Genomic DNA, 14,950 nt, shown 5'->3' with positions numbered 1-14,950 from the left:
ACCCTCGGCCGCCGGGGCCCGTCCCTAACCGCCCTGCCGGCCGTCGACCAGCCACTTGCCGTCGGCCTTGGCCAGCACCACGACCATGCCCGCGCTGGCCGAATCGCCGCCACCGGCCCAACTGATGTGCTCCGTGTAGGAGACCTGCACCCAGACTTGGGCGGCGGTGCGCGGAGCCTCGTCCGGAATCACCGTCTGGATGTCGTCCGCGCCGACCACGAGATGCTTCTTCTGCTCCTGCCGGCACGCTGTGCCGCACTGGTCGCTGGTGGAGTCCCGGAGCTCCTTGAGGTATCTGGCCGTGCTGTACGGCTTGCTCCGGTCCAGGTAGCTGAGCTGGCTCGGATCCTGCCAGCTGTGCCGGGTGTAGGCATTCACGAAAGCGGCGGCCACCATCTCGGGGTCGGTGTAATCGATCTTCTCCGTCCTGCTGGGGCTCGGCGTCGCGGTCACGGAGGGCGAGTCGGCCCTGCCGCTGGCCCCCGGGGCGGCACTCACCTCGGCACCCGAGGACCGTACGGCCGATGGCTCCTTGGCGTTGGCGTTCTTCGTGCAACCGGTGGCCAGGGCGGCGGCCACCGCCGCCGCCAGGCACAGTGCTGTCGTACGACGCAGGGCCGCCCTGGGGCGCGGTACCTCGGTCACAGGGTCCTCCCGGCGAGAGCGAAGGGGTTGATCGGTCCGGCGGCCTTGGCAGTGCCCTTGTCGCCGCCCGAGTCCTTCAGCAGGCGCGACGCACCGGCCCACTGGTCCATCCAGTAGCTGTTCTTGCTGACGTTCTTGACGATCTCGACGTTCTTGCCGGTGCGCGGCGCGTGGATCATCTCGTCGTTGCCGATGTACATGCTCACATGGTGGATTCGGCCCGGCGAGCGGTCGGTCGACCAGAACATCAGGTCCCCCGGTTTCAGATCCTTGTAGTCGCTCACCCTGGTCCCCGCCTCGAACTGGTCGCCCGTGTAGTGGCCCAGAGTGATGCCCACCTTGGCGTAGGCGTAGAGCGTGAGTCCCGAGCAGTCGAAGCCCTTGGACACGCCGGACGGGCAGTACGAGGTGTGGGTCGGACCGTTGGCGTCTCCGCCGGCCCAGCAATAGGGCACGCCCAGCTGCTCCTTGGCCGCCTGGATGACCTTGCCGACATCCCCGCTGAGGCCCACGTCCTCGCACTTGATGTCCTTGGCGCGGCCGACGATCTGCCCCGCGATCCCCTCCCACCTCTTGTAGAGGGTGGGAAAAGCGGAGACCTGGACCTTCTGAGCGGCGGCTCCCTTGTCCAGCTGCTGCCAGTTGGGGACACCGAGCAGACCGCGGGGGTTCGGAGGGCTCGGATGGTTGGGACCGCCGTAGAAGGCCATGGAGGAGTAGTTCGGGTCCATGATCTCGTCGTGCGAGCCCCAGCCCGCCGCGGGCCGCTGCTGGAAGAGGCCGATGCTGTCCCGGTCTCCGTAGTCGATGTTCCGCAGCTTGCTTTCCTGAAGGGACGTCATGATGGCTATGACGAGGCCGTCGTCAGGAACCTTCGTCTTCTCGCCGACGTGGACGATGATGGCGGCGTTGCCCATCATCTCGCTGGTCACGGTGAATTGACCCTCACCGGGGACGTTCGCTTCAAGCGTCTCGCCGCCGGGGTCGCACACCGTCCCGCTCGGGGCACCACCCCCGCCATCCTCGTGCTCACCCCCGCCCACAATGGAGTTGAGCATCCCGCCGGCCCCCACGACCGCGCCCGCTCCCACAATGACGAACAGTCCACCGCCGCTGAAGAGAAACGCGCACACGAGAACGAGACCTATGACTGTCTTCTTGTCCACTGGTCGGCGCGCCCCCCGTCCGCGGCACCCTTCGAGGGTGCTCGTGTGTCTATACCTTACGAGTAAGTGTCTATACTTCCAATCGCCTTGGGCATTGACTGGGAAGGGACCAACCCTGTGACAGAGCAGCCGCCTCCGGCTCCCTCCGCTCATGCGCTCGCCGTCGTCATGCGCGACTACCTCTCCTACGGAGAGAGCGGCATGGCCGATCTCAAGGAGGCGGTGCACTCCCGCAAGCGCAAGCCCGTCCTCAACGCCTTCTGCCAGGAACTGCGGAAGATCCTCGCCGGCGAGACACCCGTGCCGGTCGACGTGATCAACAAGGAGTTCCAGCGCCGCGCCGAAGAGGACGCGGCGCTCGGCGACGGTGACGGGGGCGACGCGGTCCACTACGACGACCAGCAGGCCTACGAGGCCCTGGCCGACCTGTGGGAGTACCTGGACCTCACCCCCGACGGCGAACCCGAGGGTGCCGACACCTCCCTCAAGGCCGCGGCGCGGAAGGGCCGTTCACAACTGCTGTGGGTCGACGGGGACCCCGTGCACGCCCTGAAGACCTGGATGTCCTGGCGCTCGCTCGCCCTCTTCGTCGGCGGTTCCGTGGTCTGCACCGTGGCCTGGGCGGCGTACCGGCACGTCGACGTCGGATTCCTGCGCGGACTCCTCCTGCTGCTCACGATCGCGGGCTTCGCCACCGCGGGCATAGGCGGTGGCGCCCTGTGGCTGCGCCGCGTCCGGTACGTGAATCCGGACGCCTTCCTCCCCGCGGAGGAAAAGCCGAAGGAAGAACGCCGCTGACAGAAAAACCGCAGGTCAGCCACGCTGACCTGCGGTCTCTCCCCGGTAGACCCTGTGGGACTCGAACCCACAACCAATGGATTAAAAGTCCACTGCTCTGCCAATTGAGCTAAGGGTCCACGCACCGGCCCGTACCGATCTCGTGCCGGTGCACCCCCGAGCATAGCCGGACGTGGCCGGGACTCCGATCGGGTATCGGGGTCCCGGCCACGCCAAAAGGGCGCAAGATCATGGATCGACCGGTTCGGGGGCCCCCTTGCGGGCCGTCTCGCGGGCAATCGTGCGGGCATGGTCGGGGTTGAGGAACCAGTGCCGGGCCGAGGCCAGCCACCAGGCCGCCGCGAAGCCGAGGACGACCAGCACCGCGACCGGGGCGTAATTGAAGGTCTCCCAGGTGACCGGCGAGACCTGGGGCAGCATGAAGAGCACGGTGATCACACCCACCCAGGCGACCGCGACGACGCCCACGAGCCGGGACCAGCGGCCCAGGTGCCAGGGCCCGCGTTCGAAGGCATCACCCTTGCGCACCCGCAGCAGCGTCGGGATGACGTAGGCGACATAGAGCCCGATGACCGCGATCGAAGTTACCGCCGCGTAGGCCGTGTAGTTGATCAGGTACGGGAGGCCCAGCACCAGCGCTGCCAGCGCCGCCAGCCACACCGCCGCCACCGGTGTCCTGGTGCGCGGGCTGACGGTGTGCCACACATGCGAGAACGGCAGTGCGCCGTCGCGCGAAAAGGCGTAGATCATCCGGCTGTTTGCCGTGACCGATGCCATCCCGCAGAAGAGCTGCGCGCCGATCACGACCAGCAGCAGGAGCTTGCCCGCCGTGGCGCCCAGCGCGTCGAGCAGGATCTGCGCCGGGGGCGCTCCGGTCGCCGAGCCCAGCTCCTTGTCGTACGACTGGATCGCGAAGGTGAAGCCGAGGAGCAGAACGAATCCGGCTATCCACGAAGTCCAGATGGACTGCACGATGCCCTTCGGGCCGGCCGTGGACGCGTCGTGGGTCTCCTCCGTCATATGGGCGGAGGCGTCGTACCCGGTGAACGTGTACTGGGCCATCAGCAGACCGATGAGGACGACGTACACACCGCTGCCCCAGCCCGTGTTGTTGACGAACTTCGTGAACACGAAGGACGTCGACTGGTGGTGGTCCGGCACGAAGGCGAGCGCGCCCACGATGACCGCGACGCCCACCACGTGCCACCACACGCTGATGCTGTTGAGCAGGGCGACGATCCGGACGCCGAAGGTGTTCAGGAGGCCGTGCAGGACCAGGATCCCGGCGAAGAGGAGGACGGTGCGGCCCGGTGTCACCTCGAAGTCGAACTGGAGGTTCAGATAGGCGCCGAGGAAGGAGGCGGCGCCGAAGTCGATGCCCGCGGTCACGGCGACCTGTCCGAGGACGTTGAACCATCCCGTGAACCAGGCCCAGGCGGCGGCCGTACGGGACGGGGCAAGCCGGTGCGCCCAGAAGTACAGCCCGGCGGAGGTGGGATAGGCCGAACAGATCTCGGCCATGGACAGCCCGACGAACAGCGTCATCAGTCCGACCGCGACCCAGCCCCAGGTGATCACGGCGGGGCCGCCGGTGTTCATGCCGAACAGATACAGCGTCAGACAGCCCGACAGGACCGAGATGATCGTGAAGGAGACGGCGTAGTTGGAGAACGCCGACATGCGGCGGGCGAGAACCTGCGTGTAGCCGAGCTGGGCAAGCCGCTCTTCGTCCGACAGCCCACTCGCTTTGGCGTCATCTGTCATGCCCCCAGCGATTCCCTCGCCGAGGGCATGACATGCGCCAACTCATTGGCTAAAAAAGACCCTTGTAACCCTGCCAGCCGGTAGCGATCTTCACCCGCGAGCCGAACGACCCGTTCCCCTTGCCGTCGTTGCGATAGAGGTTGCCGCTCGTGTCCCGCACGACCAGGTCACTCTTCCCGTCGCCGGTGATGTCCCCCACCCCGACGATCGCGTTGTACGAGCCGCCCCAGTCCGAGAAGACCTTCACGCGGTCCTTCAGCTTCCCGTTCCCCAGCCCGTCGTAGCGGTAGAGCGTGCCCGACCTGTCCCGCGCCACCACATCCCCGTATCCGTCGCCGTTCAGGTCCCCGGCACCCACGATCTTCGTGTAACCGGTCCACGCCGAGCGGATCTTCACGCCCGCCCCCAGCGTCCCGTCGCTCTTCGCCGCGAACACGTAGATATCGCCGGTCGACGCCTTTCGCGCGAGCAGATCGGCCCGCATGTCGCCCGTGACATCGCCGGGCGAGGTGAGCACGTCGTACGCGCCCCAGCCCGTGCCGAACTTCATGTACGACGTCGAAGTCGTCAGCGCCGCCCCGCACTTGGGCTTGTAGCCGCGCAGCGAGCCGTCGCTCATCCGCACCAGGACGTCGTTGCAGCGGTCCCCGTTCAGGTCACCGAAGGGAACCGCCACGACGGACGTGGACCAGCCGCTCCCCGAGGTCTTCCCGGAGAACAGCCCCTTGCCGGTGCCTTGCTGGAAGGTAAGCGCACCCAAGGAGTTGAGGGTGAGCAGGTCGCCGAACCCGTCGTCTCCGACGTGGTCGTGGCGCACGGCGGCGCCGCCGGAGAGGGCGACCCTCCCGGTCGCGGCCAGCGGCGCGCCCTGCCCGTCGGCGGGCTGGGCGGTGAGCGTCCACGTGTACGTGCCGTTCGGCGCGTACACCCCCGCCGCGTCCTTGCCGTTCCACGTGGCGCTGACGGCCCCGCGGGCCTCGCCGCCGCTGAGGGTGCGCACGGTCGCACCGGTTGCCGTGGACTTCACCGTGAGCTTCCAGGAGGCGGCCGGCTTGGACAGCTGCCAGGACGCCTTCCAGGTGTCCGCCGCCTTGAACGCCCCCGGCGTGGTGGCCGAGGCCGCCGTCAGCGGCGAAGCGGGCACCCCGCTCGTGACGACGTGGACGACGTTCTCCTTGTCGGCGTACGCGATGGCGCCGCCGAAGCGGTCCACGGTCCACGTGCGGTGACGGGTCTCACTGCCGTCCGTGGACATGGGGATGCCCAGGTCCCGGGTGACGGCGGTGCCGCCGCTCTGGAACTCGGTCAGGCGCAGATTCGAGCCGGTGTAGCGCTGGTTGACGAAGTAGCCGTCGCCGAGGAGGCCGCCCCGTCCGGCGGGCAGCGCGATCTTCTCGCCGGTCGTCAGGTTGACCACGCCGTGCTTCCCGAACTGGTCGCACGTCCAGTACAGCCACGGCCCGGCACTCTGCAGCTCGACGGGGACGCAGGACGCGCCCGTGTCGACGGTCCCGGCGTCCTTGCCGGTGGCGAGGTCGGTCCTGGCGACCGTGCCCGCCGTCGACGTACCCGTGTAGAGCGTGCTGCCCCACACGGTCGCGGCCACCTGCCGGCTCTGCGTGACGACCGACCCGGTGCCGAGGTCGACGACGATCGTCCTGCCGTCCGGGACAAGCATTCCGGCCACGGTCGGACGGCCGCTCTGGTAGACGGCGTACCGGCCGAAGGAGTCCGTGAGCCGCCCGTCGAAGTCGCCGGTCAGCGCCCGATCAGCCTGGCCGGGGCCGCGCCTGCCGACGATCTCGACCTGCGCCGTGCTCGTCTGGTAGTTGCGGACCTGATAGACGCTGCGCCCGTCACCGCTGTTGTAAAGCTGAGTGCAGGCCGACTGGCCGCAGGCCGTGTAGTCGTACGACCGTCCGCTCTCCTTTCCGGCCCACACCGGGGCGGACGCGGAAGTGGGCGTCTGGGCGGGGGTGAGGGTGCGGTTGTAGAAGCCGGCGCCCTGCGGGCCCTCCTTCTCCACGGTGGATAGCGTGCCCGCGCTCAGCGCGATCGCGTCGATGCCGCCCGCGACCGGGGCTGTGCGCCGCAGCTTCTCCAGACGTGGCAGACCGTCGTCGCCGACCGTCGCCTTCTGCAGGTACCAGTCCGCCGACGAGGTCCCGCCGATCACCGCGACACCGCCGCCCGCGATCTGTACGGCCTCCTTGTCGGCCTTCTCCAGCAGGGTCAGCCGCTGCTGCCCGAACGACAGCGCGACCAGACTCCGCTTCAGCGCCGCGTCCGTGCCGTCGGCGTCGGTGAAGGCCAGCAGCCAGCCGTCGAGCAGCCCGATCTTCGAGATGTCCAGGTCGGCCGGGACCGGGAAGGTCCGCTCGGGTGCGTCCAGGTCGGTGCGCGACCGCACATGGGCCACCCGGTCGGTGTCGATCCAGAGCAGGTCGTCCCCGGCGAGCGTGACGTACGGGGTCCAGCCGGTGGCCGCGGCGAGCGTACGCAGCTGCCCGGTCTTCAGATCGATCAGGCCGAGCCGGTCATACCGGCCGGACTCCGCGTCGGCGGCCGAGGTGGCGAACCGTACGACGGCCTCCCGGGCGTCGCCCGCGACCAGCCGCACCTGCTTCAGGTCCGTGCCCTCGGGCCAGCCGGTGACGGTGACCTTGGCATCGGCCACCGGGTTGTCGGCGGGCAACAGGTACCAGCTGTCCACCGTCTGCAGGTCGTTGTCCGTGTAGTCCTGCACCAGGACCGTGGAGCCGAGCAGGCCCCTGAAGAGGTCGCCGGAGCCGTAGGGCACGGTGAACCGGTGCGTAGCGCCGTCCGCCATGTTCTGGATGTCGATCCAGCCCAGGTAGTGGTGGGCGACGTAGTCCGACTCGGCGCCGAACTCGGCGAAGGCGGCGTCATCGTTGTTTCCGTAGCCCAGCAGGGTCGTCGTCTCCCCGGTGTCGAACCGGGTCCACTCGAACTCCTGGCTGAAGCTCGGGTCCGCGTCTTCGGGCGAGTGCACGAACCCGGTCGCGCCGAAGGAACCCAGCGAGTCCTCCCGGGGCACGGCACGCCAGTTGGGCGTGACGTCCAGCTGGGCCGGGGTACCGGCGGCGACGGCCGGTGAGCTGCCGACGGGGGCGAGTCCCAAAGCCAGCGCCAGGACGCCGGCGGCGGCCGCCATACGACGCCCGCGCGCCATGAACGAGTACCGCATCAGAAGAGCCCCTTGTAGATCTGCCAGCCGGTAGCGATCTTCACCCGCGAGCCGAACGACCCGTTCCCCTTGCCGTCGTTGCGATAGAGGTTGCCGCTCGTGTCCCGCACGACCAGGTCACTCTTCCCGTCGCCGGTGATGTCCCCCACCCCGACGATCGCGTTGTACGAGCCGCCCCAGTCGGAGAAGACCTTCACGCGGTCCTTCAGCTTCCCGTTCCCCAGCCCGTCGTAGCGGTAGAGCGTGCCCGACCTGTCCCGCGCCAGCACATCCCCGTATCCGTCGCCGTTCAGGTCCCCGGCGCCCACGATCTTCGTGTAACCGGTCCACGCCGAGCGGATCTTCACGCCCGCCTTCAGCTTGCCCGCGCCGTCGTTGGCGAACAGATAGATGTCGCCGGTCGACGCCTTGCGGGCCAGCAGGTCGGTACGGCCGTCGCCGGTCAGGTCGCCGGGCGCGGTGAGGACGTTGTACGCGTTCCAGCCGGTGCCGAGGGAGGTGTGGCTGTTCGACGGACTGTACGGCTCACCGCACCGCCCCGCGTAGCGCCGCAGTTCGCCGTCCGGCATGCGGACCAGCATCTCGGCGCACCGGTCCGCGCCCATGTCGCCGAAGGGCACGGCCACCGTCCCGGCGGGCCAGCCGGAGCCGGAGTACTTGAAGTCGAAGGTGCCCTTGCCCTTGGTGTAGTGCAGGGTCAGAGCGCCCGAGGAGTTGAGCGTGACCAGCTCGCCGTAGCTGTAGTACCCCTGGTCGTGGAAGCCCTGGAGGCCGCCGTTGTACCCCAGCGAACCGCCCGTGGTGTACGTGCCGCCGCCGTCCTCGGCGGTGGCCTTCAGGCTCCAGGTCTTGGGGCCGTTGTAGGGGAAGGTGCCCGAGTCCGTCTTCAGGTCCCAGTTCACCTCGACGTGCGCCCCGCTGCCCGTGATGGTGCGCTCGGTGCGCCCCTGCGCGTCCTTCACGGTGAAGGTCCAGTCCGCCGGCTTGTTCAACTGCCAGATGCTGTCCCAGTAGTCGACGCCGTTGCGGCCCTTCACGTCCACCGCGTCGCCGGCCACGTCCGACTCGATCTTCGCCAGCGACTGCGTCGGCACCCCGCTCTGCACGATCCGGATCGCCTTGTCCGCGCCGACGTACGCGATGTCGCCGCCGAACTTGTCCACCGTCCAGGTCAGCCGCCGCTGGTCGACGGTGTTCCCGGCCGGCAGGTCGGCGATCGCGCGCGCGGCGGCGGCCGTCCCGGAATGGTAGTCCGTCAGCATCAGCTTTCCGGCCGTCCGGTCGTGCTGGACGAGGTAGCCGTCACCGACGAGCGCGGGACCGGACGGGACCTTGATGTTCTTCTTCGCCGTACGGTCGTACACGCCCGCGGCGCCCGTCGGCCCACAGTTCCAGTAGATCCAACGGCCGATGACCTGAAGCTCCTTGACCGTGCAGGGAGCACCGGTGGAGACGGTATGGACCGTCTTCTTCCCCTCCAGGTCGTACGCGGTGACGACGCCGTTGCCCGTGCCCGGCGTCCACAGCGCCGAACCCCACACGGAGGCGGCCGTGACGGACCGGGTCAGCCGCACGTCGTCGTAGCGGTAGGAGTTCACCGCGTCGACGTACTGCTTGCCGGTCGAGGTGGCCTGGTAGACGTAGTAGCGGCCGGTGGCGTCGACGAAGCGGCCGCCAGTGACCGTCGGCTCGTCCGTGCCGCTCCGCGAGTTCTCGGTCAGATGGATCTGGGCCGTCTGCTTGCCGGTGCCGTCGTCCATGAAGTAGCCGACATACGTATTGCCGAAGGAGCGCATCGGCACGCAGCCCTCCGCGCCGGCGTCGCAGGACACTCGCTGTACATGGCTGCCGTCCGCGTAGGTCGCCGCGTACCCGCGGGACGTCTTGTCCAGCACCGTGGAACCGTCGGCCGAGATCTGCCGCCCGATCACCCACTGGTAGACACACAGCTTTCGGTAGTGAATTCCCGGCACGGGCGAAGCCATCTCTACGCCGTCGTCACTTCGCTGCGGACATGCCGGAAGGGCCCGTGCGACCGAAGTCGTACGGGCCCTTCCGGGAACAGAGTCAGTCAGCGTCAGCCGTTGCGCTTCCAGCGCGGCTTCTCGTCGCGGCGGCCGAAGGAGCCGGTGCCTCGGTGGTCGTCACGACGGCCGTACGGGCGGTCGTGGCTGCCGGAACGGAATCCGCTGGAGGGGCGGTTGTCCTGGCGGTCGCGGTTGAAGGGACGGTCGCTGCCACGGTGGCCGCCACGGTCGTCGCGGCGCTCGAAGGAGCGCCCGCCACGGTCGTTGTCACGACGGAACCCACCACGGTCGTTGTCACGACGCTCGTCACGGCGGAAGCCGCCACGGTCGTTGTCGCGGCGCTCGAAGGAGCGGCCGCCACGGTCGTCACGGTTGAAGCCACCGCGGTCGTCGCGGTTGAAGCCGCCACGGTCGCCCCGGTTGTCGTCGCGGCGCTCGAAGGAACGGCCGCCACGGTCGTCACGGCGGTCGCGGTTGAAGCCGCCGCGGTCGCCCCGGTTGTCGTCGCGGCGCTCGAAGGAACGGCCACCACGGTCGTCACGGCGCTCGTCACGGCGGAAGCCGCCACGGTCGTTGTCACGACGGTCGCGGTTGAAGCCACCGCGGTCGTCACGACGCTCGAAGGAACGGCCACCACGGTCGTCACGGCGCTCGTAGTTGCCCCGCTCGTCGCGGCGCTGACGCGGCTGCTCGTACGCCGGACGCTCGGCGGGCTGCTCGGACACGGCGGGCACCTCGGCGGGAACCTCGGTCACGGCCTGCTCGACGACGGCCTCCGCGGCGGCGGCGACCGCGGCCTCGGGGTCCTCGCCCCGCTCGCGCGCGGCACGGGCGATCAGCCGGTCGGCCTCCCCACGCAGCTCGGCCGCACGACGCTGCGCGCGCTCCAGCTCCTTGGTGAGCTGCGAGACCTCGCGCTCGGCCTGCTGCGCGGCGTTGCCCGCGGACTCGGCCTGGACCTCGGTCATCGAGCGGGCGCCGGTGATGTCGGCGACCTCGGGCTCGAAGGCCGTGCCGGAGTTGATGATGTGACGCGAGGCGTCGACGCCCGCGTCCTCCATCAGCCGGAAGATCTGGCGGCGCTGGTGCGGCAGCGACAGCGACACGACGGTGCCGGAGCGGCCGGCACGGGCGGTACGCCCGGAACGGTGCAGGTAGTCCTTGTGGTCACCGGCGGGGTCCACGTTCAGCACCAGGTCGATGCCGTCGACGTGGATACCGCGGGCGGCGACGTCGGTCGCGACGAGCGCGTTGACGTAGCCGTCCTTGAAGTCGGCCAGCGTCCGGGTCCGCGCGCCCTGGGTCATGCCGCCGTGCAGCGCGTCGGCCTTCACACCGGCGTCGCGCAGCTGCTCGGCGATGCGGTCGGCGCCCAGCTGGGTGCGGACGAAGATGATCGTGCGGCCCTTGCGGGAGGCGATCGCGGCGGTGACCGGCGCCTTGTCCTTGGGCTTCACGATGAGGATGTGGTGCGACATGGTCGTGACGGCGCCCTGGGCGGCGTCGACCTCGTGCGTCACGGGGTTGCTCAGGTAGCGCTTGACCAGCGTGGAGATCTCGTTCTCCATGGTGGCCGAGAAGAGCATGCGCTGGCCGCCGGCCGGGACCTGGTCGAGCAGCTCGGTGACCTCGGGCAGGAAGCCCAGGTCGGACATCTGGTCGGCCTCGTCGAGGACGGCGATCTGGGTGTTCTCCAGCGAGCAGGCGCCGCGGTTGATGATGTCGCGCAGTCGGCCCGGGGTGGCGACGAGGATGTCGACGCCGCGCTCCAGGGCGTAGATCTGGTTGCCCATCGACGTACCGCCGCAGACGACCTTCATCTTCAGGCCGAGGACGTCGCCGTACGGCTGAAGGGCGTCCGCGACCTGCATCGCGAGCTCACGGGTCGGGGTGAGGATGACGGCGCGCGGCTTCTTCTTCTCGGTGTGGCCGCCGGCGAGCTGCGCCAGGGTCGGCAGACCGAAGGAGAGCGTCTTGCCGGAGCCGGTGCGGCCGCGGCCGAGGATGTCCTTGCCGGCCAGGGCGTCCGGGATGGTCGCGGCCTGGATCGGGAAGGGGGTGGTCACGCCGTTCTGCGCGAGCTTGCGGACGACGCCCTCGGGCAGACCGAGGTCCGCGAAGGTGACCTCGGGAGCGGCCTCGACGGTGTCGACGATCTCGACGGCCTCGTTGCCCTCGTTGTTGTTCTCGGGCACGACGACGTGATCAGTACTGGAAACAGACATGCGAAATGCGAACCTTCCGGAGTTCTTCGGCACGCGCCCAAACTCCGTGAAGTCGCAATCGACCGCCTCTATGCGGTCCGGCCACGGCAAGGGAGAGTACGCGCCACACGCGGCGCTCTCTGCGTTGGCGCCGGGCAAATGGGATCAAACGATCTACCATCATACGCACCCCCCACCCCCGAAGGCAAACTGAGCCCCAACGCCGCAGGTCAGAACCGAAACGCCCCGCCGGGGCCGGGGGACGGAGCCCCTCCGGATACGGGAATGGGGGTAGGGGCGGCGGGGGCGGAAACCCCCTAGACCGGCGACCCCGCCTCGGGCGCCGGCTCCCGCTCCCCCAGCTGGGTCGCCTGGTCGTGCGCCGACGACGACGGCTCCGCCGTGGCCGGATCGGACGCGGGCGGCGACGACGCGGGCGGAGGCGGCGGCGTCGGCTCCGCGGTCGGCGTGGGACTCGGCTCCCCCTGCGGCGGCGCGGGCGGCTCCGTCTGCCCCTTCCCACCCTTGCTCGGAGCCTTGGCGGACGGCTTCGCACGCCCGGAGGGCGACGCCGACGGTGAAGCGTCCCCGGACGCGGACTCACCGGGCTTCGCCGAGGCGGAACCCCCCTTCGCGTCCTTCCCCCCACGCGACCCGGCGCGGCCCCCGCTCACCGCGGACCCGCCGTCGGGCGCATCCCCACCCCGCTGCCCCGCCGAGTGCGAGGGCTCGGGCCGCTTCCCCTCGTCACCCACGCTCATGCAGCCGGCGGCCGCGACGACGACCATGACCGTGGCGGCCAGACGGACGGGTACGTTCAAGGCGCGCACGGGCAGCCACCTCCGAGGGCGGAACGGGAGTCCCCCTGCCCAACTCCCGCCGCCCACAAGAAGACACGCGCCCCGACGGGCCAACCAAGCGGAACGGGCGGATGTCAGCCGTACCCGAGCGCGTGCAACCGCTCGTCGTCGATCCCGAAGTGATGGGCGATCTCATGAACCACGGTCACTTCGGTCTCCGCGACCACGTCCTCGTGCGTGTCGCACATCCGCAGCGTCGGCCCCCGGTAGATCGTGATCCGGTCGGGCAGCACCCCCGCGTACCACTCCCCACGGTCCGTCAGCGGAGTCCCCTCGTACAGCCCGAGCAGCTCGGGGTCCTCGGCGGGCGGTTCGTCCTCGACGAACACCGCCACGTTGTCCATCAGCCGCGTCAACTCCGGCGGAATCCGGTCCAGGGCTTCGGCGACCAGTTCCTCGAACTCCTCGCGCGTCATCTCCAGCACACGGCCATTGTCCGGCACGACACCGCCGCGGGAGAGTCGGCGACAGCGCCGTACGGAAATCACGACGACCGCGTACGAGACGCGTGACGACCCCGTACGAGAGTCACGGCGACCGCGTACGAGGCTCCTGGCGACGCCGCACGAGAATCACCGGGTCGGCGTACAGGAGTCACATGGCCCGTCCGAAGCCGGCGACGCGCGCCGCATACCCACCCGCGCACTTGGGCATACGGGACCAATGGCCCGCGTCCCCGCTGCCGCAACCGCCGCCGCGCACCGCATAGGAAGCCGCGCCCGTACGGCGAGTCGTGCCCTGACCCGCCGCTACCGCGACCGCCGCGCGCTCCCCGAGGTCGAGCTCGTCCCCCAGCCGCACCCTTTCCCCCGCGCGCTCGGCCTGCTCTGCGTCGTCCTCCTCGGCGCCTGGCTGGGACTGCTGATCGTGGGGAACGTACGCGTCCCGGTCGGCCCCATGAACACCACGATGACCCTGCGCCCCTCCCTTGCCGGCGGCACGAAGATCAACGTCTCCCCGCTCGGCGCACTGGAGCTGCGCAGCCACGAGGCCCCGCTCCGCCTCGACGTGGACGTCGACCAGCTCGACCCGGTGCGCGCTCAGGCGCTGGTCGACCACCCGGAGCGGTTGTCCGGGCTCCAGGACGAGGTCGCGCACGACGTCGAACACGGCACCCTCGACCTGGCCGTACGCTCCTGCATCGCGGTCGTCTCCGGCGCCACCGCACTCGGTCTCGCGGTCTACCGTCGCCCGCGCCGCGCCCTCGCCGCGGGCGGCCTGGCTCTCACCCTGCTGGCCGCGTCCGGAGCGACGGCGTTCGCCACCTGGAACCCGAACTCGGTCCTGGAGCCGAAATTCTCCGGACTCCTCTCCTCGGCACCCTCCCTGGTCGGCAACGCCCGCAGCATCGTCAGTGAATTCGACGTCTACCAGAAGGAGTTGGCTCGCCTGGTGACGAACGTGACGAAGCTGTACGACGTCACGTCCACGCTCCCGACGTATCAGCCCGACCCGTCCACGATCCGGGTCCTGCACGTCTCGGACATCCACCTCAACCCGGCGAGCTGGAAGATCATCGCCTCGCTCGTGGAGCAGTACGACATCAACGTGATCGTCGACTCCGGCGACACGATGGACCACGGCACCGCGGCCGAGAACGGCTTCCTGGACCCGATCGCGGACCTCGGAGCCCCGTACGTCTGGGTCCGGGGCAACCACGACTCCCTCCTCACCCAGCGCTACCTGGAGCACATGAAGAACGTGCACGTCCTGGACGGCGGCCGGGCGGTCACGGTCGCGGGACTGCGCTTCGCCGGCATCGGCGACCCGCAGTTCACCCCCGACCGCGCGGTCACACCGGGCGGCGGCCCGGCGGAGGAGCTCGCGGGCGCCCGGCTGGCGTCGGCGCTGCAGGACCAACAGGCGGCGGGCACTCCCGTGGACATCGCCATCGCCCACGAGCCGTCGGCGGCGCGCGAGACGGACGGCGAGGTGCCGATGGTGCTGGCCGGCCACCTCCACCACGAGGAGATGGAGGTCATGAAGTACGGCACCCGTCTGCGCGTCGAAGGCTCGACGGGCGGCAGCGGCCTGCGCGCCGTGGAAGGCAAGTATCCGGACCCCATCGAGGCCTCGATCCTCTACCTGGACCGTGACACCCGCCGTCTCCAGGCCTGGGACGAGATCAAGCTGGGCGGCCTGGGCCTGACAACGGCCGAGGTCAGCCGCCACCTGCCGAAGGAGAACCAGCCGGGCGCCGGCCTGCCCGCGACCCAGTCCCCCACCCCCTCCGGAACCGCCCCGTAAACCGTTTTGGCGATACCTCCTGCCATCCCAT

General features: G+C 69.6%; 10 protein-coding genes and 1 tRNA gene. 2 read left to right on the top strand and 9 right to left on the bottom strand.

Features of this window, described 5'->3' with window-relative positions:
- Positions 1 to 24 precede the first annotated feature (24 nt).
- The gene (locus IEY95_RS19585; protein ID WP_189187310.1) at positions 25 to 645 is read right to left on the bottom strand and encodes a hypothetical protein; all 621 of its coding nucleotides are present in this window, start codon (positions 643 to 645) and stop codon (positions 25 to 27) included.
- Positions 642 to 1,811, bottom strand: coding sequence for a C40 family peptidase (locus IEY95_RS19580; RefSeq protein WP_189187309.1), 1,170 nt, complete (start codon positions 1,809 to 1,811; stop codon positions 642 to 644). Before IEY95_RS19580 ends, IEY95_RS19585 begins: the two co-directional genes overlap by 4 nt.
- Before the next feature lie 117 nt (positions 1,812 to 1,928).
- On the opposite strand from IEY95_RS19580, the gene IEY95_RS19575 reads away from it, so the two are divergent.
- Positions 1,929 to 2,609: a hypothetical protein gene (locus IEY95_RS19575; RefSeq protein ID WP_189187308.1), complete on the top strand. Its 681-nt coding sequence runs from the start codon at positions 1,929 to 1,931 to the stop codon at positions 2,607 to 2,609.
- 46 nt (positions 2,610 to 2,655) lie between these two features.
- Here the strand turns inward: IEY95_RS19575 and IEY95_RS19570 are convergent.
- The 7 genes from IEY95_RS19570 to IEY95_RS19540 form a co-directional block, all read right to left on the bottom strand.
- Positions 2,656 to 2,728: transfer RNA gene (locus IEY95_RS19570), tRNA-Lys, on the bottom strand.
- A 109-nt stretch (positions 2,729 to 2,837) separates the two neighbouring features.
- The gene (locus tag IEY95_RS19565) at positions 2,838 to 4,373 is read right to left on the bottom strand and encodes an amino acid permease (RefSeq protein WP_189187307.1); all 1,536 of its coding nucleotides are present in this window, start codon (positions 4,371 to 4,373) and stop codon (positions 2,838 to 2,840) included.
- Between the two features lie 49 nt (positions 4,374 to 4,422).
- A complete protein-coding gene (locus IEY95_RS19560; RefSeq protein WP_189187306.1) occupies positions 4,423 to 7,581 on the bottom strand; it encodes an FG-GAP-like repeat-containing protein in 3,159 nt (1,052 codons plus the stop codon).
- Positions 7,581 to 9,566: an FG-GAP repeat domain-containing protein gene (locus IEY95_RS19555; protein ID WP_189187305.1), complete on the bottom strand. Its 1,986-nt coding sequence runs from the start codon at positions 9,564 to 9,566 to the stop codon at positions 7,581 to 7,583. The genes IEY95_RS19560 and IEY95_RS19555 overlap by 1 nt, the downstream gene beginning before the upstream one ends.
- A gap of 92 nt (positions 9,567 to 9,658) precedes the next feature.
- Positions 9,659 to 11,833: a DEAD/DEAH box helicase gene (locus IEY95_RS19550; protein ID WP_189187304.1), complete on the bottom strand. Its 2,175-nt coding sequence runs from the start codon at positions 11,831 to 11,833 to the stop codon at positions 9,659 to 9,661.
- Between the two features lie 296 nt (positions 11,834 to 12,129).
- A complete protein-coding gene (locus IEY95_RS19545; protein ID WP_189187303.1) occupies positions 12,130 to 12,642 on the bottom strand; it encodes a hypothetical protein in 513 nt (170 codons plus the stop codon).
- 104 nt (positions 12,643 to 12,746) lie between these two features.
- Entirely contained in the window at positions 12,747 to 13,097 is a 351-nt protein-coding gene (locus tag IEY95_RS19540; RefSeq protein WP_189187302.1) for a metallopeptidase family protein, read from the bottom strand.
- 238 nt (positions 13,098 to 13,335) lie between these two features.
- Here IEY95_RS19540 and IEY95_RS19535 point away from each other — a divergent pair, with 238 nt between their 5' ends.
- Positions 13,336 to 14,919, top strand: a complete 1,584-nt coding sequence (locus IEY95_RS19535; RefSeq protein WP_189187301.1) for a metallophosphoesterase family protein — start codon at positions 13,336 to 13,338, stop codon at positions 14,917 to 14,919.
- The last annotated feature ends 31 nt before the right edge of the window (positions 14,920 to 14,950 follow it).

The organism is Streptomyces albiflavescens (assembly GCF_014645835.1).
Taxonomy (GTDB): Bacteria; Actinomycetota; Actinomycetes; order Streptomycetales; family Streptomycetaceae; genus Streptomyces; species Streptomyces albiflavescens.
The sequence above is the reverse complement of the archived record's forward strand: the minus strand, read 5'-3'. Positions and strand labels throughout refer to the sequence as shown.